The organism is Xenorhabdus kozodoii (genome assembly GCF_002632875.1).
Taxonomy (GTDB): Bacteria; Pseudomonadota; Gammaproteobacteria; order Enterobacterales; family Enterobacteriaceae; genus Xenorhabdus; species Xenorhabdus kozodoii.
On the sequence record NZ_NJCX01000011.1, the window covers coordinates 116,037 to 139,881 of the forward strand.

The 23,845-nt window shown below is 45.4% G+C and carries 15 protein-coding genes and 1 pseudogene; 4 read left to right on the forward strand and 12 right to left on the reverse strand.

Features of this window, described 5'->3' with window-relative positions; translation table 11 throughout:
• Nucleotides 1-212: 212 nt before the first annotated feature.
• Entirely contained in the window at nucleotides 213-1,001 is a 789-nt protein-coding gene (gene phoH / locus Xkoz_RS09475) for a phosphate starvation-inducible protein PhoH (RefSeq protein ID WP_208615237.1), read from the reverse strand.
• Nucleotides 1,002-1,432: 431 nt separating this feature from the next.
• Nucleotides 1,433-2,452: an endonuclease gene (locus Xkoz_RS09480; protein WP_099141924.1), complete on the reverse strand. Its 1,020-nt coding sequence runs from the start codon at nucleotides 2,450-2,452 to the stop codon at nucleotides 1,433-1,435.
• A 269-nt stretch (nucleotides 2,453-2,721) separates the two neighbouring features.
• On the opposite strand from Xkoz_RS09480, the gene Xkoz_RS09485 reads away from it, so the two are divergent.
• Complete coding sequence (locus tag Xkoz_RS09485) at nucleotides 2,722-2,904, forward strand: hypothetical protein (RefSeq protein ID WP_099141925.1); 183 nt, start codon at nucleotides 2,722-2,724, stop codon at nucleotides 2,902-2,904.
• 81 nt (nucleotides 2,905-2,985) lie between these two features.
• Here Xkoz_RS09485 and Xkoz_RS09490 read toward each other — a convergent pair whose 3' ends face one another.
• From Xkoz_RS09490 to adiA, 10 genes and pseudogenes are all read right to left on the reverse strand, one after another.
• A complete protein-coding gene (locus Xkoz_RS09490) occupies nucleotides 2,986-3,423 on the reverse strand; it encodes a universal stress protein (RefSeq protein WP_099141926.1) in 438 nt (145 codons plus the stop codon).
• 97 nt (nucleotides 3,424-3,520) lie between these two features.
• Nucleotides 3,521-3,949, reverse strand: a complete 429-nt coding sequence (locus Xkoz_RS09495) for a universal stress protein (RefSeq protein ID WP_099141927.1) — start codon at nucleotides 3,947-3,949, stop codon at nucleotides 3,521-3,523.
• Nucleotides 3,950-4,078: 129 nt separating this feature from the next.
• Nucleotides 4,079-4,219: pseudogene (locus Xkoz_RS09500) on the reverse strand (NupC/NupG family nucleoside CNT transporter); the annotation flags it as partial.
• Between the two features lie 207 nt (nucleotides 4,220-4,426).
• On the reverse strand, nucleotides 4,427-5,368 hold the full coding sequence (locus Xkoz_RS09505; protein WP_099141929.1) for a hypothetical protein: 942 nt from the start codon (nucleotides 5,366-5,368) through the stop codon (nucleotides 4,427-4,429).
• Between the two features lie 124 nt (nucleotides 5,369-5,492).
• On the reverse strand, nucleotides 5,493-6,479 hold the full coding sequence (locus Xkoz_RS09510) for a hypothetical protein (protein ID WP_099141930.1): 987 nt from the start codon (nucleotides 6,477-6,479) through the stop codon (nucleotides 5,493-5,495).
• Nucleotides 6,480-8,237: a hypothetical protein gene (locus Xkoz_RS09515; protein WP_099141931.1), complete on the reverse strand. Its 1,758-nt coding sequence runs from the start codon at nucleotides 8,235-8,237 to the stop codon at nucleotides 6,480-6,482. It abuts the gene before it with no gap.
• 390 nt (nucleotides 8,238-8,627) lie between these two features.
• Complete coding sequence (locus tag Xkoz_RS09520) at nucleotides 8,628-9,413, reverse strand: enterotoxin A family protein (RefSeq protein WP_099141932.1); 786 nt, start codon at nucleotides 9,411-9,413, stop codon at nucleotides 8,628-8,630.
• A gap of 60 nt (nucleotides 9,414-9,473) precedes the next feature.
• Nucleotides 9,474-9,935 carry a hypothetical protein gene (locus Xkoz_RS09525; protein ID WP_099141933.1) on the reverse strand — a complete coding sequence of 154 codons (462 nt, stop codon included), beginning with the start codon at nucleotides 9,933-9,935 and terminating at the stop codon, nucleotides 9,474-9,476.
• 315 nt (nucleotides 9,936-10,250) lie between these two features.
• Nucleotides 10,251-11,579 (reverse strand): arginine/agmatine antiporter, encoded by a 1,329-nt coding sequence (adiC, locus tag Xkoz_RS09530; protein WP_099141934.1) that lies wholly within the window; start codon nucleotides 11,577-11,579, stop codon nucleotides 10,251-10,253.
• Between the two features lie 3 nt (nucleotides 11,580-11,582).
• On the reverse strand, nucleotides 11,583-13,871 hold the full coding sequence (gene adiA / locus Xkoz_RS09535) for an arginine decarboxylase (RefSeq protein WP_099141935.1): 2,289 nt from the start codon (nucleotides 13,869-13,871) through the stop codon (nucleotides 11,583-11,585).
• A 784-nt stretch (nucleotides 13,872-14,655) separates the two neighbouring features.
• On the opposite strand from adiA, the gene Xkoz_RS09540 reads away from it, so the two are divergent.
• The 3 genes from Xkoz_RS09540 to Xkoz_RS09550 form a co-directional block, all read left to right on the forward strand.
• Entirely contained in the window at nucleotides 14,656-14,988 is a 333-nt protein-coding gene (locus tag Xkoz_RS09540; protein ID WP_099141936.1) for a phage holin, lambda family, read from the forward strand.
• Nucleotides 14,969-15,364 carry a structural protein gene (locus tag Xkoz_RS09545; protein ID WP_099141937.1) on the forward strand — a complete coding sequence of 132 codons (396 nt, stop codon included), beginning with the start codon at nucleotides 14,969-14,971 and terminating at the stop codon, nucleotides 15,362-15,364. Before Xkoz_RS09540 ends, Xkoz_RS09545 begins: the two co-directional genes overlap by 20 nt.
• 363 nt (nucleotides 15,365-15,727) lie before the next feature.
• Nucleotides 15,728-23,845, forward strand: an 8,118-nt coding sequence (locus tag Xkoz_RS09550) for an amino acid adenylation domain-containing protein (RefSeq protein WP_141554410.1), incomplete at its 3' end; no start/stop codon positions are given.

Here is a 23,845-nt window from a genome sequence, read left to right on the forward strand (position 1 = left end):
TGGATTGGTATATATTACTCTCAATCGTCTTTCAAATTGCCACTTTATTGGCTACACTGCAACCTAAAATTTACTGGGTCAATATCACTCATTGATAAAATTGTGCAAGGCATATCGATCATAAAAAACAAAATGATGTCCCCCAGTCAAAAAAATTAACCGGGGGTTGTTTCCTTATCATGTCTCTATGCAATGAATTTGAAAGCTATTATTCAACCATAAGCCATTAACGCTTTCTGGCATAATTTTGAGCGAATACAATCTTGCTGGGAGAAAGGGATCACACTGATAGCTTCATCATTGGAAAACCGCGCCAATGCATCTGCCAATCCCGAAGTGATATTCGCCGGCAAATCACACTGGCTAACATCACCATTGACAACCACGGTGACATCTTCGCCTAATCGAGTTAAAAACATTTTCATCTGATTAACGGTAACATTTTGCGCTTCATCAAGGATCACAAATGCATTTTCAAACGTCCTTCCTCGCATATAGGCAAAGGGAGCAATTTCTACTTTGCCAATTTCAGGACGTAAGCAATATTGCAAAAATGAAGCTCCCATGCGTTTTAATAACACGTCATAAACCGGCCGGAAATAAGGCGCAAATTTCTCTGCCATATCTCCCGGCAGAAAACCAAGATCTTCTTCTGCCTGCAATACCGGACGTGTCACAATGATTTTATCAACCTCTTTATTGATTAAGGCATCGGCCGCCATCACAGCGCTGATATAGGTTTTGCCACAACCTGCTTCACCATTGGCAATAATCAATTGCTTGTTATTGATTGCTCGCATATAACGATACTGCGCTTCGTTGCGCGGCATCAGTTCTGAAGTATCCCTGCTTTCACGCGCCATTCCAATAGCCTCAACGCCTCCAAGCTGTACCAATGAAGTGACATTATCATGATTCCGATAACGCGATTGTCGCATGTCCCTTTTCAACATTCTCCTAACTTCACGGCGAGATTTGATCACTGCTTTTTGTCTACCCATAGTCACACACCTTATCGTTAGCTTCACTTTGCGGTGTCTTAATCTTGATGTTATATACCCGTCGCCTCTCAAGATGCATCTGGTCTCTCCCCGCTGCGCGGGGAGAGACCAACACTCACATTGGTTTGCAAGCGGCAACTTGAAGTTGGATTGGTATAGATAGGAGCTTCCTTTTAAGCTCATTAAAGGCCCATAAAAAAACCGGCGTTAAGATCGCCACTTTTTATCAGTGACATGATCCCAAGCGCCGGCTCCTAACCGAGAATGCAGTTTCAGTATCTGTCATTAGCATTCCTCGCATCTTTCCGTTTTCTTTGAAGTAATCTAACGGACTATGATGTCAGTATAATGACTATTTTTTATTTATGACAAGCTCAAAGGATAAATTTTACTGAAACGTGCTTTGATTTTTATTGGCAGTACATTAATAACTATTTTTTACAATTACCTGCCAAGTGATAGCCGGCTTTTTTAGCTTCCGCTTCTGAACGAAAGTAAATTGCGTTTTTTTCTGCCACGGTTTTATAACCAGAACAGTGCGCAAGATGGTAAATTTGGCTATTTTTATTCCCCTTAATCATCTCGTTTTGCGCGGTTTTTGCTGTCACTCTCTGGGCGGCATTTCCTGCTTGCTTTGGCTCACTGCTCTGCACCATTCCCCTTTTTTGTGTGGCTAGCCCTTGCTGTGATATTAATCCCTGGCCTGAATTTTTATGCCCCAATTGCCATTTTTTGCTGCCAGTCACAAATGGGTTATGGTGTCCCATAATCTTGGCGATTCGGTTATCCCTTTCACGCTCCCAGGCATCCACCGGATATTGGCGATCCCATGCCATCATCAATTGTTGCTGTTGGCGTGACATCGTCAGATTATAACGGTCATACATATAAAAATAGACCCTGGCTACCATGCCTTTCACTTTATCGCGCGGTTCAAACAGACGTGATTTAAAATCCACCTTACTGCTACACGCGCCATACATATTGGGTGTGTTTCTGGCGAGCACCCCATAACCAAAATTACTGCGATCACCATTAACTTCACCGATTGATGGCGCTAAATTGTGCATGTCTGATTCTATCACGCGAAATACGGGATCGGTTTCAACGCAATTTTTCCGCCCGCCATTTTGCCAACATTGGCGCTGATGCCCAAATACCCAAGCTGGCACCATATGTTCCCATTCAATACGTGCAGCCCTTGTTTGCTGTGATCTGACGTGATAACGACAAGAAGCCAAATCAACACGCCCACCACTTTTGCCGACCCATTGCCAATCACACCCACAATAGAGTGTGCCTGCACCCGATTTTGTCTGGTCGTTATAAACATTTTTTCTTGCTTCAACTTTAGCTTGTTCGAAGCTATTTGGCGCACTCCATGCCTGAAAAGAGAAAATTAATCCAAAAACCAAAAGATAACGTGCCAACTGGCCAATTTTATTATTCAAAATAATACCTATTTATTTATTGTACATAACATCCATCTATTATCCTGCCTGATAACAGCGTAAAATGACAAATATTATTCGTCGATTTTTCTTTAATGATGAATAAGACAACAATGCATTATTTAAATTAATAGATAACACGATAACTTAATCCATCAACCAACCTCGGTTATTGGCTTATTAAGCAATAAAATATTATGTTTATTAAACTATTGAGCCAGGTTTATTTCGGTAGTATTAAAGCATTTCTAAAATATTTAGTAGGATAAATGGCTATTAGCACTAAAACTGAACAACTTGAGCAGGAGTTGCTGGAAGTTGTAAAAAAATATTCAGGGAATGAAGAGGTGACCGTCATAACCACTAACAATTCAGAAAATAATTTACAGATTCAGATTATTATTGCCGGTAAGAATCAATTAGATATTACGCTGAATTCATTTTCTGATTAAGCAAAATTTTCTCGGTAAACCGTGCTAAACATAGCACGGTTTTATCGGTGACTTTCAATTTCGTCCAGAAGATACTATCAATTATCTTACGACCAAAACCGAGATGTTGGCATACCCTACAATGCCCGATGCATTTGAACCCAGCAAGTGAGTTGAAATATCAGGCCGACGAGAGCCAATAATAATCAAATCAGCATTGATTTCACGTGCGGTAGACAACACCTTATCCCGTGGGGAGCCAAAGGCAACGGAAAAGGATACTCTATCTTTAGGTAAGTCAATTCGCTCTACAACTTTCTTAAGTTCCTCTTCAGAATTCTCGATTGCTTTTTTAGCAAAAGCACTCAATAAATCATAGTGGTAACTATAGTTCACGGAAAATCGGGAAATATCTGGCACAGAGTGAAAAAGATGGATCTTTGCATTCGATATTTTTGCTAAATACTCAGCATGTTTGAGCGCATTATCAGTTAAGATATCTTCTGCAATATCAATTGGAACTAAGATCGTGTTATACATACATACTCCCCTGTCATAGGATATAACCGTTAGCTATTGAGCATCAATTAATCAACAAATTACCATTATCACTATCAATAATTATTACTATCAATAATTATCGCACTACGAGTACAGATGTTTTTGCATATCTGACAACTCCAGCAGAGTTGGAGCCTAACAGATGCGTTGTGATATTAGGCCGCCTTGAGCCAATAATAATCAAATCAGCACTTATTTCATTCGCTGTGGCAGTGATTTCATCTCGTGGAGATCCAAATGCAATCGAATAGGAGATCTGGCGATTTGGCAATTCAATGGAGTCAACCAACTTTTTCAAATCTTGTTCTGCCTTGAGCGTCGCCTTATCCTTAATTTCCATATAGCCTAACGCATAAGCATTAATAATCGCCGATGAGATGGGCAATACATGTAAAAAATGTAATTTAGCCCCTGTCTCTCTGGCGATTTTAAGCGCGCAGCCAACCGCCTTGTTGGTGAGATCTTCTTCTGAAATATCTACTGGTACTAAAATAGTTTTGTACATATGCACGCTCCTACTTACTGAAATACCAAGTTATCCTGATTTCTTTAGTATATTGAAATGTGGAAAACTTACTGTGAGTTATCTAACACCTAAAACATGTTAGCTCCTATTCAGATCCATGGATAGAGATTAACCAGATAAACTCATAAACATGCCGCCAATGGTTGCGCTCATGAGGTTGGACAAAGCCGCTGACAGCAATGCCCTAAGGCCAAGTCGAACGATATCTGACGTCCGTTCAGGAACAACTGAGATAAATGCCCCAACCATTCCATCACTACACGATAGTCAAGTTCATTTATAGGGTTTATTTTCATTGTGAGGAAACGATCGGAGTTCGTATGAAAAAACCTTTAGGTATGATAAATGTGACAAAAACCACATTATTAATAGTAAAAAGTAAAAAAGATAATAAGAACATAAACTTTCAAAATAGCACCGAGAAAATTATAATCTTCTTCGGTGCTATTTTTCTAACTAATCTTTCGGATCAGTGGCTCCCTTTGGGGTTCCAAGCCTGTCCAGTTCAGCTAAGATCGCTGTAATCTGCGTTTCCCAGTCTGTTGGTTTTGGATTTTTACATGCAGAAAATATTGGCGATTGGCGTTTAAAATCCACTGAACTGACAGCTCCTTTTCCTTGTATCAGATATTTTGCAATAAAAGCCAATAAATATTTTTTGCTTATTATATCGTCTATTAGGTTAGGAATACGGGGTTCGAAAGCATAAATCATCAGCTTATTATTTTTGTCAAATCCATAAACTCTTAAATACAAAACATCATAGAGATGCACAACATCGACTTGAGAGTAACGCGCAACATACATCCTCCCCCTACGCCAGGTATAAAACAGTTGTTTTTCCCGATCAATAACAAAGGGCGGTATTTTACGAAGTAAAGATAATCCCCATAAATGAAGTAAAATCATGGTAATAGAAAATATAAAAAAACCACCATCCAATAACAAATACTTTCTAACACGCGATTTATTGTAAAAACCACTATCCGTATACCGCATATGAAAATATTGAGGAAAAGGGATGTTCTTTGCATCAGCAATATATTCATAAATTTTAAAATCATCTGGTAATTTAGGATTTAGATAAAAATCCTCCCCATATCTCTCTTTAATATTACTAACAATTAGTAAATTAAATTTCTCATCAGCTTTCCATGTTGAAATGCAATCATCAATAAAAAAACAAAAACCTAATAAGAAACCGGTCAAAGAAGCAAGTAAAACTTTTTCACGATAATAACTCCTGCCGAACCGGATTTCACATTTCTTATCATCAATAACACCAATAAAACCCTCTGTTTTTATTTGTTCTTTATCCAACATACCAATGTCTTCATCCAGAAAAGGATCACACACTGTTGACAACCGCGCTAGTTTAATTTCGTTATTTTTAGCCATACAAAACAATCCCACAGAACAATACAATACGAATGATAATAAAGTAACTATTGACAACATAGTTTTAAAACTTTCAAAATAGCACCGAGATAATTATATTCTTCTTCGGTGCTATTTTTTCTAACTAATCTTTCGGATCAGTAGCGCCTTTCGGGGGGCCAAGCCTGTCCAACTCAGCTAAGATTGCCGTAATTTGTGTTTCCCAGTCTGTTGGTTTCGGACTTTTACGTGGAGAAAATACAGATAATTGGTGTTTAAAATCCACTGAACTGACAGCCCCTTTCCCTTGTATCAGATATTTTGCAATAAAAGCCAATAAATATTTTTTGCTTATTATATCGTCTATTAGGTTAGGAATACGGGGTTCGAAAGCATAAATCATCAGCTTATTATTTTTGTCAAATCCATAAACTCTTAAATACAAAACATCATAGAGATGCACAACATCGACTTGAGAGTAACGCGCAACATACATCCTCCTCCTACGCCAGGTATAAAACAGTTGTTTTTCCCGATCAATAACAAAGGGGGGTATTTTACGAAGTAAAGATAATCCCCGTAAATGAAGTAAAATCATGGTAATAGAAAACAGGAAGAAGCCACCATCTAGTAACAAATCCTTTCGAACACTCGATTTATCGTAAAAACCACTATCCGTATAAAGAATATGAAAATATTGAGGAAAAGAAATACTCTTCGCATCAGCAATATACTCATAAGGTTTATAATAATCTGGCAATTTAGGGTTTAGATAAAAATCTTCCCCATATTTATCTTTAATATTACTAACAATTCTTAAATTAAGGTTCTCATTCGCTTTCCATGATGTAATGTAATCATCAATAAAAAAATAAAACCCTAATAAAAAACCAGCTAAAGAAGCAAGTAAAATTTTTTCACGATAATGACTCCTGCCGAACCGTATTTCACATTTTTTGTCATTAATAAAATCAATAAAACCCTCTGTTTTTATTTGCCCTTTATCCAGCATACCAATGTCTTCATCCAGAAAAGGATCACACACTGTTGAGAGCCGGCTAATTTTGGCATTATGATTTACTTTGACTTTAGTCTTTTTGTTGGTTAACCACTTTTTTATTGATCCTATCATTTAACGTACCTTCTCATCCAAATATCCGTAAATTGCATTTTCGACTGTTGGCTCTTCTCCCCATTGATAACGCAAGGGTGAAATATCATCTTCTTTGGGCATATAATACCAAAAAACAGTTAGATATTGAGCATATTCTTCTTCTATTTCCAATGCCAGAGTAAGCACACCATTTTCATCAATGGGATTTTCATTTTTATAAATTACCTCAGCGATAGATTGTTCCATTAATGCATCAAACCTCCGCTTCGCTTCAGCATAATGACGCTCATTTAAATAAATGGTATGATCGCTTCTGGAAGTAACAGTAGATGATGGCAAGACATGATAAACTAACTCTGATCTTTCCCATTGAAAATTCGGCAACATAAAGTGATAAACCCTCTTTTCTGTTTTATTACTTTCTTTTTTTAAAATTGGCCTGGTAAAAAAATTCAAAAATTCTTGATGCTCAACCTTAAATGCATTAATTACTTTATCATCCATTTTACGAACTTCGTCGAATTGAGTTTCTATTTTTTTAGGGCGTTTAGAATTCATTTCCAAAAATGAATATTTATCACCACTTCCCCAAAAACAATTCATTAATAAATATTCCAATTGGGTTTTGCCAAAAAGAACCAAATAGGCAATACCTGCTAGCATACCTAGAATTCCCGCCCATATCAGAATGGTAAAAGATACTCCTGCTGCTGCACCAGCGCCTGTTCCCACTAGTGATGCCCCCAAAAATCCAGCCGTTATCATTAATGTGCCAGTACCAATAGCAACATGGGCATATGCTTCCTTATGACTACCTAAAGCGCTGGCATGATAAGCGTCATAATATGAAAGCGCCCCACTTAAAATCCCAGTTACCCCAACTGCCCCCTTTGCCAGCAGTTTTATATAGGTACTATTTAACATTAGCTTACGTGATGCAGCACCTAATAGGGCTTCTGCCGCAGGATGATTCATTCTTCTTGCCAAGGCTTCTGCTTTTGCAAGCCCTTTCCCGATAAGCTCAGAAGAATTTCGTGCGGCAACTGCCATACCAAGTGTCGTATTCAGATAGGTAAAAGCTAAATACACCATTTTTCGATTCGCTTTCAATGGGTTATTCCTATCAAAACCAGATTGTGCCAATAAGGTATAGAATGTATAACTTTTCATAACCAAATCAAATCCGGTTAGACTGCAATCCAGCACAATACTAAGGGGTTTATCATAATGTTGCAGAAACTTAATATTAAATTTTGGACTGTTAACTTTAATGGTAGGTATTTTTAACTTCAAATTTCCCGTATAATTTTTAACCCTATTTGACCAATTAAATACGGCTTTCCCTCCCTCCTTTTGAAAATCGACTTTGACTTTTTTCCCCCATCTTTTCGACTCTCCGATAAGCCCTTGTTGTTTATATCTCTCCAAATCATTAATCAATTTTGCCACTTGTTTTTCTGTCAGTAACACAGATCCTTTATATTCTTCTACCCCCAAGGCAGCAAAAATCTTAGTGGTAAAAGTCTGGGTGACCTTTTCAATACTTTTTGCATATAAACTGACAGAACCTTGGGCTATTTTTTCCGCCCCCCATGCAAGAAACATCCCTATCACTTCACCTGTTGCACAAAGTATTTTATCTATGCCTTTTGTGATAGAGCTTGTCATCAATAATTTGTCAGCCGCATCATGTCCTAGCGTATTGACGATCCCATTGTTAATAACAAACCATACACTATCCTCATCCGATGCAGGCTTCCTTAAAGAAAGCGGCATGTTGTGAGAATGACCACTTTGCTTGATACCCGTCCTTCCAGTTGCAGTATTGTTGGCATCCTGAAATACACAGGGAATACATTTAGATTAGTGATTTAAGTTAATTAAAATATTTATTAATTCTTATGAATTAAAAACAACCGCTTAATATATACGCTATAAGATGTAGGTCAAAACAAAAAATAGCGTACATATTGTTCCTTTATTCTCCTTTATTTATCGCAAAAATATTATAATAACTAAATATTATTATTTAATTTAAATAAATAAATTTAATGGATTAATGCATTCGCCATTAAAACGTAAAAGACTCGATAGGGGAATTTGACTGGACAAAATGGGTTATCACTCCACCTTTGAACAGGTGGAGTGAAATTAAATTGAACACGATTACAAAAAACAGGCATTTAAAAAAGCGATTGTTGATAAACTGTCATGGCATACCTTTAATTTTGTTAAAAACGGGTACTTTTCGTGAGTACTGGCGGCATGACGAACAGGATAATACGAAGTCGGGGAAGTCCAATTGGACGCACAATAAGTTTCAGATGTGATTATTTCACTTGGTGATTGAACCTGCTGTATATAAGGACCCGTATTGGGGTATGTTTCAGCTTCCTGGTACGATGGGTTAGGTATATAGTCACCATTTCTAACGTAAGTATTTCTGCTGCTAACATATACATACCTCTGAGCGCCATGAACTTGACTGATATCAATACTTCCGAATGCGGCATATTCTGCCTGGTCGCCAAACACACTAATCAAACGCCGATATTCGTCATTACCCGTCTGCTGATAAAGGTGCTCTAATGTTAAAACCACACTATAAAAATTGGCGGTTGGCCGTATGTCATAAATATAGAATGGATCGTGTACATCATCTGGAAAAGAGCCACCAAATTCATAAGTAAACTCTCGATTGGTAGATGTTGCAACAAACGCTGAAAGATCGGCTGGCGTTTCCTGCTCTAGCGGCACGAACGCATCGGGTCCCTGAACATGCCGCGCAATATCATCATTCGTTCCCCGGGAATGAAATCCACCAGCCCTGATGATGCGTTCCAGAGGGCGAGAATCGACTCGGTAAACTTTAGTAATGGGTGGCTGAGCATAGGATTGTGCTGTGTATAAAAATACAACGCATAATAAATAAAGGAATTTTAAAATTCTCATTAAATGTTCCTCCCCTAAAATTTTATAAATTTTCAGAGAAACCAGAAAAATGATCCACCATTATGGAAACCAGGCTTGTACTGAATCAAATTGCGGGCCTCTATATATCCCAGTACCCCATGCGTCACATCGAAACCCCATGTCATCATCCAAAAGTTCCACCATCTGCCCACTGGCTTGGGCTGCCAGAATCGTTGCGTAAGCGTTTTTCCCACTATCATAATCGGTATTTAATTTACTGTATGCCCAATAAATTTGGGCATCATTATTACTCCAACTCCGTCCTTTTTTTGATAACCAAACAGCCCATTCATTCCAGCCATTGCCATTTGACCATATCCCGACCACATAACCTCTTCCGCATTCCTTCATATTGTTAATACTTTTCGGGAAAATACGAATGTTCTCACCAACAACGTTAGGGTTTAGAAAATGTGTTTTTCTGGTTATTTTCATGTCACTTGAGCAGGCCGCACAACTCAGCGCTATAACTAGCGATATGAAAAATTTATATTTGTTCATAATGTTTATTCCCTCAAAAGAAAGATATTCATCTGAAATATAATTACTCCTACCTATAATTTAAGCATGAAATTATTTTCTTGTTGGTTAAATACTGCCCCGGAAGTGTCAATATTGGGGCAAGATCACAGAACGTGAATATTTTTTGATCAAAAACGAATTTAAATAGAAACTGCCGGTTACATGGCGATGCTGAGCAACATCGGGTCAGAAATAGCGTTCAACTTCGCTATCCCCATCAGGACAAAATCACCTGAGCCTTACCACAAAAAAAAGGTGCTGAGATTTCAGCACCAAAATAAGTGACACCCAACACTACTCTTTTTTATCTAACGGAAAAGGCACAGGATGTTTTGTGTTGTAGTTAAAGGTATACATTGCCGTTATGACCATCATGACAACCAGTGTCCATACCACTTCTTTTGCCCCGGTTCCTAACACCGCCCAGATGCAATAAATGAAGGCAATAAACGTAATGATGATATATCGCGTTTTTTCTTGCCCAAGATGACCATGACCAATTAACAGCAAAGCTGCACAGGTATATAGATAAGGTATCAAGGTAAAAATAACGGAGACGGAAGAAACCAACCCAAACTCTTTCGCTGCATTCGGGGAAATGCTACTGAGTTGGAAAAGCGTCATTAAAACCCCCAGGATCAACAAACCCGCCACAGGAGTCCCCGCTTTGTTAACTTTGGCAAAGATGGAAGGAAACAACCCATCATCCGCGGCCGCTTTGGCGGTTTGTCCTGCGAGCAATGTCCAGCCGCCCAATGATCCCAAACAACCCACCGCAGCACAAAAGGCAACCACTGCTCCGGCCGTATCTCCCAATGCCAATCTGGCCGCATCGCCAAAAGGTGAAGACGAGATTTTCAACGCCGCATTGGGGATCATACCCATAATCACGCTACTGGACAGGACATAACAGACCGCGGCAATCAGTACCCCCCCGATAGTGGCAATCGGCACGTTACGCTTGGGATTTTTAACCCCCCCCGCCGCAACGGAAGCACTTTCAACGCCGATGAAAGACCATAATGTGACGTTTAAGATACTCTGGATGGCGCCAAAGGTATTCAAGCCACTGACGTTCCACGCCCCCATATAGGTCTTACCGCTGAACCAGAACCAACCAAAAACCGCCGTTGCCACAATCGGGATCAAGGCTAACGTGGTCGCGACAGCCTGTACTCGGGTAATCACATGCGGCCCGATGATGTTCAGGAGAACAAATATCCACAGTATGACGGTACAGGTGATGGTTAAGATAATGGGATCTTTCAGGACGGGGAAAAAATAACTCAGGTAGCCAACACCAATCACAACCATGGCGATATTGCCAATCCAACAGGCCAGCCAATACAGAACGTTAGTTTGATAGCCTAAAAAAGGGCCAAAGGCTCGGCGTGCATAGGCATAAGAACCACCGGGGCTATCATCCAGTGACGATATCTTCGCATAGACGATCGATAACCCCACGGCACCAATAATCGTTACCAGCCACCCAAGAATGGCAATCCCTCCGGTTGAAGCCAAGCTGGCAGGCAGCAGGAAAACGCCCGACCCCATAATGTTACCCGCCACCATCAACGTAACCGGGATCAATCCGACTTTTTTTGCCTCTGAAACTGTAGCCATAATTTATCTTCCCGTTTTCACTTTTTTTATACACATGACGTGATAAATACCGCTGATAATCTCAGTGCCTTCCGTTTCATGTTCAAAACCAGGGAATTCGTGATCCCACTTTTGTAATGCATGCAAATATCCAATTTGGGGACTGGTCTTATCACCAAAGTTTTCGCCGGAAAGCAGCATTGGGATGCCCGGTGGGTATGGGATGATGGAGTTGGCCGCAACGCGGTGAGCGAGATCGTCTATCGCCACCATTTCCACATTATTGGTCACAATAGCCTGATAAGCGGCGCGCGGGGTCATTTCCATTTTAGGTAAACCGGCATAGGCCTGATTGAGTTTCTCGCCGGGATTGTTCTGTCGTAAATAGTCGAACATTTTATCGCCCAGCTCTTTCAAGCCTAAATCGCCATATACTGCCGGGTACTGATCCACCAAATCCGGCAAGACCTTACTCAACGGCGCATTGGCATCATAATGCTGTTTAAAAGACAGTAAGGTGTTAAGCAGGGTTCCCCATTTTCCTTTGGTGATCCCCATTGAAAACAGGAACATGATTTGGAAATCCGTCGTACGGGTTGGGACGATACCGTGCTGGCCTAACCATGCAGTGACTAATGCCGCCGGCACACCGTGTTTTTTCAACTTGCCGTTGTCCCCCATACCCGGCGCCAGGATACTGACCTTAATGGGATCAAGCATGCTCCAGTTGTCAGGCAAATCGTCAAATCCGTGCCAACTGTCCTCAGGACGCATGGCCCAGCAACTTTGTTCTTTCGTCAGTAATTCCTTGGGAGCATCTTCAAAAGCCATTTTTTTGCCGGTGGCTGGATCGGTGACTTTTTCCTGGTTCCAGGGTTTAAAGAACCAATCGCCCTTCTTGCTGAAATCCCGCTGCAAACGTGCTAATGCCTGACGAAAATCAACAGCTTCTTCAATAACTTCCTGAGTCAAGGAGTAACCGCTATTGCCATCCATCATTGCCACCGCAATATCATTTGAGGCGCAAATCGCGTACAGGGGAGAGGTTGTTGCATGCATCATGTAGGCTTGATTGAACCGTGAAAAATCCACCGGGTTGCGTCCATCCCGCACATGGATAAAAGAGGCCTGGGATAGCGCATTTAACAACTTATGGGATGAATGGGTCGCAAAGACGGTCGCCCCTGCGTGGTTTTTCGGGTTTCCGCGCATGGCATAATGGTCATGATAAATCGGATTAAACCGCGCATAGCCATACCATGCTTCATCAAAATGTATTCTATCGACGCTTTTATCCAACAATTCCTCTACGCGTTTGGCGTTATAACAGACACCATCATAAGTACAGTTTGTCACTACGCTATAGATTGGTTTCTGGCTTGCCATGCCCTGAGTTAGCGGGTTTTGTTTCAATTTTTTCTGTAGTGTCTTAGCCTGCATTTCTTGTGGATAGATAGGCCCGATAATGCCATAGCGGTTACGGCTCGGTAGCATATAGACAGGTTTTGCGCCTGTCAGAATCAACCCCTGTTCAATCGATTTATGGCAATTTCGGTCAATAATGACCACGTCATCCTCGGTCATGCAAGCCTGCATAATCGTGCGGTTAGAACCTGACGTTCCCACCACCACAGAATAAGAATGGTCTGCACCAAATACCCTGGCTGCGTTCCTTTCACTTTCACCGAAAGCACCGGAGTGATCCAAGAGTGAACCTAATGAGGTTCGTTCAATGCCCATATCGGTTCGGAAGAGATTTTCCCCATAATAGTCATGGTAAAAACGGCCGACAGGCGTTTTATTAAATCCGACGCCCCCTTGGTGCCCAGGTGCAGCCCAGGAATATTCATAGGTTCGGCTGTATTTCATCAACGCTGACATTAAAGGAGGAAATAATTGTTGGCGATAACGCTGCATGGCCGCAATAGCTCGACCGGCGATGAAATCCGCAGAATCTTCCAATATCCAGGCAAATTCAGTTAGCTGCTCCAGTAACTCATGATTGAGTAAAAATACCGTTTTTTCCCGATCACTTAACAAAAAGACCGGGACATTTTCTTGTCGTTCAAATAACTTATTGAGTAATTTCTGTATTTGCAGATATAAGCCATCATCCATGAGTGCACAGCTTATCATTAAACAATCGAACGGCTCATTGGCTGAAATGATTGTATAGCTATCATCAAAAGACTCAGCAATAACAACATCAACGTCTTTCTCGATTAAATTATCTGCCAATCTATGCACAGCATTGTCAATATAATGACTATGATATCGTGTACCCACTTCGTTTTTTGCTATCAATACCTTCATGACATTATTCCTTACTCTATCTCTATTTGAACTGACAGGATAAAATCCGGGTTGTCTGATAATGACTATCGAATGGTTGATACCATCAGGGAAATTTGCCGGTTTTATCTCTCATGCCGAATAAAAAGTATTTTTAACGATGCCGAGTGAGCCTGAGTAAAACCATCAATAAAAAAGTTGTATTTGTTAACTATTATAAAAAAAATAGTTTTCTGATTAAAATTCACATTAATCAATATAGTGTCTATTTAAATTTGTGCAATTTAGGCAAATAATCAGAAAGCAATACCTCTATTCAGAACCGGTGCCATACCTGTTGAAATAACAAGGAAAACTGCCAATCAATTTCATTTTAATCTCTTATTAGAATGACTTTTTTGATTAGATTATTTTTGTTCTATTTGTTTTTTATATATACCAATCTAACTTCAAGATGCGTGTGATTTCTCCCCGTGCAGCGGGGAGAAATCAGGTTTCATATCGTGTTGTAAATTGCAACTTGAAGTTTAATGCGTATATACCAATCCAACTTCAAATTGCAGTTTGCAAACCAATGAGAGTGTTTATATCTCCCCGCGCAGCGGGGAAATATAAGACGCATCTTGAAAGGCGACGGGTATATCCCAATCGTTGGGTTTCTGTCGGTCTAGTAAGAGCCAGAGCACAATAGCGTAACCCTGTGGATTGCCTTTCCTGACGTTACTATAGAAAAGTACGGGGCGTCATTGAGTCAGTGTTGAAAACCTGCTTGCCTGACGCCCATCATGAAATTATGGGAATAATAATGAAAGAGCATCCTGATTTATGGGCCGAACTATTAAACGGCCTGAAAAACGCTTGGCCACAGATTTCTGGCTCCATTCTGGCCATCATGATTTGTTATGGCCGCCTTATTTATGACGGCGTGGAGCGGAAAAATCGCTGGGTTGAACCGTTACTGTGTGGCGCGTTGTCATGGGGGTGTTCCAGTGGACTGGAACTCTTTGGCATTCCAAACAGTATCTCACCTGCACTCGGCGGTGCCGTTGGCTTTATTGGTGTAGAGAAAATACGCGAGTTCGCTATTCGTGCCATTAATAAACGTTTAGGAGATAACCATGACAAGAGGGATTCGTAACCACAATCCAGGCAATATTCGCCACGGTGATCAATGGCAAGGTTTGCGAAATATGCAGACAGACAAATCATTTTGCCAGTTTGTCGCACCGGAATATGGCATACGGGCGATGCTCAAGATCCTGCGCAATTATGAACGCAAATATGGCGATAATACGATCCGCCAGTTTATTTCCCGCTGGGCGCCGCCGAATGAAAATAATACTGAGCGTTATATTACTTATGTGTGTCAATCCGTTGGCCTCGCCAGTAGTGCTGTGGTGGATGTCGAAAATGTTGCCACAATGAGCCGACTGGTTAAAGCCATCATTCAAATGGAAAATGGCCAGCAGCCTTATTCCGATGCGATCATTAAGCGGGCATTTGAATTGTTATAAACCCAGCGTGTGCATCATCACCTTCCCCAATCACCGCCAATAGGCGGTGATTTTCAGTGAAATAGATCATCCACTCACTGCCCTACCGCGTACAACAATCCGCATGGTATGTATTGGCGGTACTGTTCAAAAATCGCCACAACCCCCTTATTTCAATATTTTTTATACAAATAACCAAAAAACACATAAGGCGGTTCTTTTTATAATAAAAATCAAAAAAACAGGGAATTCGTTTATGAACGAGTTAATTACTCAATCATATCCTAGCGTGCAGTAATTGTGACATAACTCAAATTTAGTTCATCAGCCTTATTTTTCAATTTCCCTATCTGATTAATTCGCCTTACGAGCAGGAGTTAAGCAATGCCTATCTCACGCAATAGCAGAAAATATATTAGCAATGAGGATCAGGTTGCATTAGAGAATGTTTCTGTATCTCCTCCTTGCACATTCCCACTCAGTTCTGCCCAGCAAGCCGTCTGGCTCGACCAACTCCACCGTCCTCATCGTACCTGCTATCACTTCGGTTCGGTCATTCTGATTGAGGGGCAGTTGGATGAAGCGTTGTTAGTCCGCGCGCTTGAGGCGGTTGTTCAGCGTCATGACGCATTACGTTTGCGCCTCGTCAAAACACAGGAATTATCACCATTACAAGAACTCGTCGATACATTGCCTGTATCCTTAACTACCCACAATTTTTCAGGCTCGGCTGACGCAGAAGAGCAGGCTCAGCACTATATCCGTACAACCTTCAATCAACCGTTTGATTTATATAATAAGTTATGGCGTTTTGAACTGTTACAGGTAGGCGATAACCGTTGGTATTTGCAGTTCTGCTATCATCATCTTATTGGGGATACGTTCGCTTTAAGCCTGATCCCTGAAGATATTGTTAACATTTATCATCGGCTGTTCAGAGGGGAAAAACGCAAAAAAACAACGCTCTCTTATCTTGACTTTATTGATGAAGATCAGGCCTATCTAAACTCACAGCGCTATAGACAAGACCAACAATTCTGGACAGAACGCTATAAAAATTTACCTCCCGCCTTCATTCAGCCATCCCATTTAAAGAAAACCGTCGATAACGAAGACGCCGAACCACTCATTTGGCAACTGGATAAAGCGCTTTTTCAGCAAATCGAAGACACGGCCGCGATACAGGGATTATCTGTCCTGCATTTTATGTATGCGGTACTGGCTTGCTATTTCTCACGGACGGTTTTTTTTTCGCAAACAACAAACAGTAGTGAACATATTGTCATTGGTATTCCCGTGCACCATCGTAAGAACAACAAACAAAAACACACGATGGGCATGTTTTCGTCGGTGATCCCAATCGGTATCACGGTTTCGCCCCAAGATACGTTTCTTGAGGTGATGAGCAAAACCGCCGAAGAATTGCGGCGTTGCGCCAAACATCAACGTTTGCCAAGCGCAGAACTCAATCGACTAATACAACTCCAGCAAAAAACCGGGCGTACCCGATTATTCGATATCATGCTGTCACTTGAGCAGACAGAAGTGAACGCAGGTATACCCAATGCCACACTCAGATACGCAAAAATACAACGGGGCGCACCGCTCCCTTTGGTTGTGACTGTTCACCAATATGCCTTCGCTAACCGCGAAAATGCCCATCAACCTGTCACACTTGAGTTTAATTTTTCGCCCAATGACCTGAGCCGTGCTGAAGTGATAGCACTTCAATCTCGCCTGAGGGTATTAATAGAAGCCGCCCTGGCCTCTTCGCAAATACCGATCCAAGACTTACCGATATTGCCCCAAACCGAGCGGCAGCAATTGCTGGTGGATTTCAATGCCACCCAAGCGGACTTCCCGCAAGAAACGTTAATCCACCAACTGGTTGAAGCGCAGGCAGAACAGCATCCCGATAATATTGCAACCGTGTTTGAGAACCAAACGCTCAGCTATAGTGAGTTAAACCGTCGCGCCAATCAGTTAGCCCATCACCTGATTGAACTGGGGGTACGGCCAGACGATCGGGTGGCGATTTGTATTGAACGAGGTCTGGACATGGTCATCGGCTTGCTGGCTATCCTGAAAGCCGGCGGCGCTTATCTGCCGCTCGATCCGGCTTACCCCGCCGATCGGCTGGCCTATATGCTGGACGATGCCAAACCGGGGGTTTTACTGACCCAGATCGCGTTACACGATAAACTCGATAACACCTTGCCGGTGGTGTTGCTGGATAACCTTGACCCCTTGCTGGCAAGCCAACCGGCGGGTAACCCCGATCCCCACACGCTGGGGCTGACATCCCGTCATCTGGCCTATGTGATTTACACCTCCGGCTCAACGGGGCAACCGAAAGGGGTGATGCTCGAACACCGCGGCCTGTGCAACCTGATAACCACCCAGCAAAACACCCTGGCACTCACGACCGACAGCCGCGTCTTGCAGTTCGCCTCAAACAGCTTCGATGCCAGTGTTTGGGAATGCGGCATGGCCTTGATGAGCGGTGCACGCCTCTATCTCGCCAAACGTGACCATCTGCTGCCCGGTGCAATATTGGCCGGCTATTTAGCAGAGCAAGCCATCAGCCATATGCTCTTGTCACCCACTGCGTTAGCGGCGATGGATTCCCTGCCCGATACCTTGCAAACCCTGTTGGTGGGGGGCGAACCCTGCCCGCCGACGCTGGTCAACCGCTGGTCATCAGGGCGGAAAATGCTCAATGCCTATGGGCCAACGGAAATCACGGTCTGTGCCACGCTCTACCCCTGTGTGGCTAGCGATAATCCGCCGCCAATTGGCCGCCCGATCGCCAATAGCCGGATTTATATCCTGGATCCACAAGGCCAACCGGTCCCACTTGGTGTCGCGGGGGAAATTTACATCGGCGGAGCCGGTGTCGCCCGCGGTTACCTGAACCGCCCTGAACTGACCGCCGAACGTTTCCTTGCCGATCCCTTTACCGCGGAGCCGGGCGCCCGGATGTACAAAACCGGCGACCTCGGCCGCTGGTTGCCCGACGGCAATATCGACTACCTTGGCCGCAATGATTTTCAGGTCAAGTTGCGCGGCTTCCGTATCGAGCTGGGGGAAATCGAAACCAGATTGACCCAGTGTGACGGGGTGCGCGAGGCGGTGGTGATCGCCCGTGAGGACGAACCCAACCAGAAACGATTGGTCGCCTACCTGCGGCCAGAGGACGGGGTTGAACTGGTGCCGGCGGCATTGCGCGAGCAACTCAGCCAGCATCTGGCGGACTATATGCTGCCCAGTGCCTTTGTCACGCTGGAGACGTTCCCACTGACGCCTAACGGCAAACTCGACCGCAAGGCATTGCCGGCACCGGATTTATCCGCCGTCGCAGCCCGTCGTTATGAAGCGCCGGTCGGTGAAACCGAAATCGCCCTGGCGCAAATTTGGCAAGAATTGCTGGGGTTGGAACAAGTCGGTCGTCACGATCACTTCTTTGAATTGGGGGGGCATTCCCTGCTGGCCACCCAACTGGCTGCCCGCGTCCGGCAGCTATTGGCGCGAGAGTTGTCGTTACCGCAACTCTTTGATCAACCGATCTTGATGCCGTTGGCGCAAACGCTGACTGACACGGCAACCACCACTCCGGTAACAATCCCTGTGGTTGACCATAGCCAAGTATTGCCGTTGTCCTTTGCCCAACAACGGTTATGGTTCCTCGGCCAACTCGACCCGGCGGCCAGCCTGGCTTACCATATCCCGATGGCGCTACGTTTGGCCGGCCAGCTTAATCGCCATGCCTTAAGGCGTGCGTTCGACCATCTGGTTGCCCGCCATGAAAGTTTGCGTACCCGCTTTGTGCTCATTTCCGGCCAACCTTGCCAGCATATCGATCCGGCGGATATTGGCTTTCACCTGTGTTATCAGGATCTGCGCCCATTACCCCCAGAAGTACAGGACAGCCGGATCGCGGAATTAACGGCACTCGACGCGCAAACGCCGTTTGATTTTACCCAAGACCCACTGCTCCGCGGTCACTTATTGCAATTGGCCGATGAAGAGCATGTCTTGCTGCTAACGCAGCACCATATTATTACGGACGGCTGGTCCGTCGGTGTGCTGATGCATGAACTCAGCGTGCTCTATTGTGCCATCCTCGATGGGCAAGAGACTCCCTTAGCACCCTTGCCCATTCAGTATGCCGACTATGCCGTCTGGCAACGCCACTGGCTACAAGAAGCCTCGCTGACGACACAACGTGATTTCTGGTGCGCCCAGCTTGCAGGGGCGCCGGCTTTACTCTCCCTGCCAATCGACCGGCCACGCCCGGCGGTGCAGTCCTTTCTTGGCAGCCGGGTTCCGGTACATGTTGATACAGATTTATTGGCCTCATTAAAAAGGCTGGGGCTGCGCCATAACGCCACCTTGTTTATGACGGTGCTCAGCGCCTGGAGTCTTGTCCTCGCCCGACTCAGTGGGCAGGAGGATATCGTTATCGGCACCCCGGTGGCTAATCGCCCACAGCATGAGCTGGAAGGATTAATCGGGTTCTTCGTTAATACGCTGGCCCTGCGCGTCACTGTCAATGATGACCTGCGTGTGGCGGATCTGCTTGCCCTGGTGCGGGAGCGGGCACTGGCCGCCTATGCCCATCAGGATCTGCCCTTTGAGCAGGTGGTGGAAGCCCTCCAGCCGGAACGTAACCTCAGCTATAGCCCGATTTTTCAGGTGATGCTGGCCTTAAACAACACCCCGCCCCAAACACTGGCGTTACCCGATATCCAATGCACGCCGATTGAGCAGATGCACCCCAGCGCGCACTTTGATTTAACCTTGTCATTGACCGAAACCGAGGCCGGTCTGGTTGGTGAACTGGAATATGCCAGCGATTTATTTGACACCGCAACCGTTGAGCGAATAGGCGGCTATTTCAACAATGTGCTGACCGCCATGGTCGCGGATGAAACCCAACCCATTGCCACGTTGCCGATGCTGCCCGCCTCGGAGCGCCAACAACTGCTGGTGGATTTCAACGCCACGCAGACGGATTTCCCGCAAGCCACGTTGATCCACCAACTGTTTGAAGCACAGGCAGAACAGCATCCCGACAGCATTGCCGCGGTCTTTGAAGATCAAACACTCAGCTACGGTGAGTTAAACCGCCGCGCCAACCAATTAGCCCATCACCTGATTGCGCTGGGCGTACAACCCGATGATCGGGTGGCGATTTGTGTCGAACGTGGTCTGGAAATGGGGGTCGGCTTGCTGGCTATCCTGAAAGCCGGCGGCGCGTATCTCCCCCTCGACCCCACTTATCCGACCGAACGGCTGGCCTATATGCTGGACGATGCCAAACCGGGGGTATTGCTCACCCAAACCGCGTTACACGATAAACTCGACAATACCTTGCCGGTGGTGTTGCTGGATATTCCTGACCCCTCGCTGGCAACCCAACCGACCGGTAACCCCGATCCCCACACGCTGGGGCTGACATCCCACCATCTGGCCTATGTGATTTACACTTCTGGCTCAACGGGGCAACCGAAAGGGGTGATGCTCGAACACTACGGCATGTGTAACCTGATAACCACCCAACAAAATACCCTGGCACTCACGACCGACAGCCGTGTCTTGCAGTTCGCCTCAAACAGCTTCGATGCCAGTATGTTGGAATGTTGCCTGTCCTTAATGACCGGTGCGTGCCTCTATCTCGCCAAACGTGACCATCTGCTGCCCGGTGCAATCTTGTCCGGCTATTTGGCAGAACAGGCCATCAGTCATGCCATCTTGTCACCCTCCGTGTTGGCGGCGATGGATTCCCTGCCTGATACCCTGCAATCCCTGATGCTGGGCGGAGAAGTCTGTTCGTCCATTCTGGCCAAGCGCTGGGCGGCAGGACGGCAGATGCTCAATGCCTACGGGCCAACGGAAGCCACTGTCTATGCCACGTTCCATCACTGTACGGTTTCCGATAATCCGCCGTCGATTGGCCGCCCGATCGCCAATAGCCGGATTTATATTCTGGATCCACACGGTCAGCCGGTTCCTATCGGGGTGGTGGGGGAAATGTATATTGCCGGTGCCGGTGTCGCCCGCGGTTACCTCAATCGCCCCGAACTGACCGCCGAACGTTTCCTCATCGATCCCTTTACTACGGAACCCGATGCCCGGATGTACAAAACCGGCGACCTTGGCCGCTGGTTGCCCGATGGCAATATCGAATACCTTGGGCGCAATGATTTTCAGGTCAAACTGCGCGGCTTCCGTATTGAATTGGGGGAAATCGAGGCCAAATTAACCCAATGTGACGGGGTACGTGAAGCCGTGGTGATCGCCCGCGAAGACGAACCCAACCAGAAACGATTGGTGGCCTACCTGCGGCCAGAGGACGGGATGGAACTGGTGCCGGCTGAATTGCGCCATCAACTCGCCCAACATCTGGCTGACTATATGCTGCCCAGTGCTTTCATCACGCTGGATGCCTTCCCGCTCACCCCCAATGGCAAACTCGACAGCAAGGCTCTGCCGGCTCCGGACTTATCCGCCGTCGTTGCCCGTCGCTATGAAGCGCCGATCGGTGAAACCGAAATCGCCTTAGCCCACATGTGGCAAGATTTACTGGGACTGGAACAGATCAGCCGCCATGACCACTTTTTTGAACTCGGCGGCCATTCCCTGATGATTGTCAGCCTGGTTGAAAAACTACGCCATCTGGGCTGGCAGCTTGAGGTGCACGATGTCTTCACCACCCCCATTCTGGCTGAGATGGCCCAGGCTATCCGACATGACGCCAAGACGTTTGTGGTGCCACCTAACCTGATCCCAGCAGGTTGCACCGCCATCACACCGGAAATGCTGCCACTGGTTTCACTCTCCCAAGGTGAGATTGATGTCATCGTAGACCAGGTTGCAGGCGGGGCAAGCAATGTGCAGGATATCTATCCGCTGGCACCGTTGCAGGCCGGGATTTTGTTCCATCATCTGTTGCAGGAGCAAGGTGATGACTACTTATCACGGATCATACTGGCTTATGACACGCGTGAACGCTTTGATACCTTTTTGGCAGCCTTGCAACAAGTTATTGACCGTCATGACATCCTGCGCACAGCAGTATATTGGCGAGGATTGGAACAACCCGTTCAGGTGGTCTGGCGTCAGGCTTCACTGGCTATCCATGAATTCACCCCAGTCACAACAGACGATATTCCCGCGCAGTTACTGGCACACACCGATCTACGCCGGCACCGTATTGATTTGAGTCAGGCACCTCTCTTTACCGCTGATATCGTCCATGATCCGGCACAAGACGAATGGTTGCTGGCGTTGCGTTTCCATCATCTGGTCAGTGACCATATGACCTTCGATCTGATTTCTGCCGAAATCAACCAGATACTCCAGGGCAATGCAAACACCTTGCCTGCCACGCTGCCCTATCGCAACTTTATTGCCCAGATCTTACAGGTGCCCGTGGCGGAGCATGAAGCCTATTTCCGCAGCCAACTGGCGGATATTGACGAACCCACCGCTCCCTTCGGGATACTCAACGTCCCCAGCGATAATCGTGCTATTAACGAAAATAGCCTTCTGCTTGATCCCGCTCTGGCGAAGGCGATCCGTTCCCAGGCTCGCCGGCTGGGCGTCAGTCCCAGTGTGCTGTTCCATATTGCCTGGGCGCAGGTGCTGGCACAAACCAGCGGCCACGATGATGTGGTGTTTGGCTCCGTGCTGCTCGGCCGGCTGCAAGGCGGCGCCGGGGCGGATCGCATTCTGGGGATGTTTATCAATACCCTGCCCCTGCGCCTCTCTCTGGGCGGGCGCACGGTACAAACGATCGTGCAGGAAACCTATCAAAATTTGACTGCCCTACTGGAACATGAGCAGGCGCCGTTGGTGCTGGCACAACAGTGCAGTGGGGTCGGGCAATCCATACCACTGTTTAGCACCTTACTGAATTATCGCCATAGTCCATCTGGCAAGGAAAATGCCGACACAATATGGACAGAGATGCGCTTGATCACGGCAGAAGAGCGCACCAACTATCCTATTACCCTGTCGGTGGATGATTTGGGCGACGGTTTCCAACTGACCGCCCTGACCATAGCCGAGATTGCACCGGCACGGATCAATACCTATCTGGCGACGGCCATTCGTGGGTTGGTTGAGGCTTTAACGCACAACCCGCAGCAAGACATTCGGGATATCCCGATCTTGCCGGCGGCAGAGCGGCAACAACTGCTGGGGGATTTCAATGCCACCCAGGCGGATTTCCCACAAGATGCGTTAATTCATCATCTGTTTGAAATGCAGGCCGCACAGCATCCCGACAGCCTTGCCGCAGTCTTTGAGGATCACACACTCAGCTACGGGGAGTTAAACCGCCGCGCCAACCAGCTAGCCCATCACCTGATGGCGCTGGGGGTACGCCCCGATGATCGGGTCGCCCTCTGTACGGAACGCAGTCTGGAAATGGTGGTCGGTTTGCTGGCTATCCTGAAAGCCGGCGGCGCGTATCTGCCGCTTGATCCGGCTTACCCC

Coding starts and splice junctions, on each gene's coding strand:
- phoH (WP_208615237.1), bottom strand. CDS start 1,001: ATGGGTAGACAAAAAGCAGTGATCAAATCTCGCCGTGAAGTTAGGAGA.
- Xkoz_RS09485 (WP_099141925.1), top strand. CDS start 2,722: ATGGCTATTAGCACTAAAACTGAACAACTTGAGCAGGAGTTGCTGGAA.
- Xkoz_RS09490 (WP_099141926.1), bottom strand. CDS start 3,423: ATGTATAACACGATCTTAGTTCCAATTGATATTGCAGAAGATATCTTA.
- Xkoz_RS09495 (WP_099141927.1), bottom strand. CDS start 3,949: ATGTACAAAACTATTTTAGTACCAGTAGATATTTCAGAAGAAGATCTC.
- Xkoz_RS09505 (WP_099141929.1), bottom strand. CDS start 5,368: ATGGCTAAAAATAACGAAATTAAACTAGCGCGGTTGTCAACAGTGTGT.
- Xkoz_RS09510 (WP_099141930.1), bottom strand. CDS start 6,479: ATGATAGGATCAATAAAAAAGTGGTTAACCAACAAAAAGACTAAAGTC.
- Xkoz_RS09515 (WP_099141931.1), bottom strand. CDS start 8,237: ATGCCGCTTTCTTTAAGGAAGCCTGCATCGGATGAGGATAGTGTATGG.
- Xkoz_RS09520 (WP_099141932.1), bottom strand. CDS start 9,413: ATGAGAATTTTAAAATTCCTTTATTTATTATGCGTTGTATTTTTATAC.
- Xkoz_RS09525 (WP_099141933.1), bottom strand. CDS start 9,935: ATGAACAAATATAAATTTTTCATATCGCTAGTTATAGCGCTGAGTTGT.
- adiC (WP_099141934.1), bottom strand. CDS start 11,579: ATGGCTACAGTTTCAGAGGCAAAAAAAGTCGGATTGATCCCGGTTACG.
- adiA (WP_099141935.1), bottom strand. CDS start 13,871: ATGAAGGTATTGATAGCAAAAAACGAAGTGGGTACACGATATCATAGT.
- Xkoz_RS09540 (WP_099141936.1), top strand. CDS start 14,656: ATGAAAGAGCATCCTGATTTATGGGCCGAACTATTAAACGGCCTGAAA.
- Xkoz_RS09545 (WP_099141937.1), top strand. CDS start 14,969: ATGACAAGAGGGATTCGTAACCACAATCCAGGCAATATTCGCCACGGT.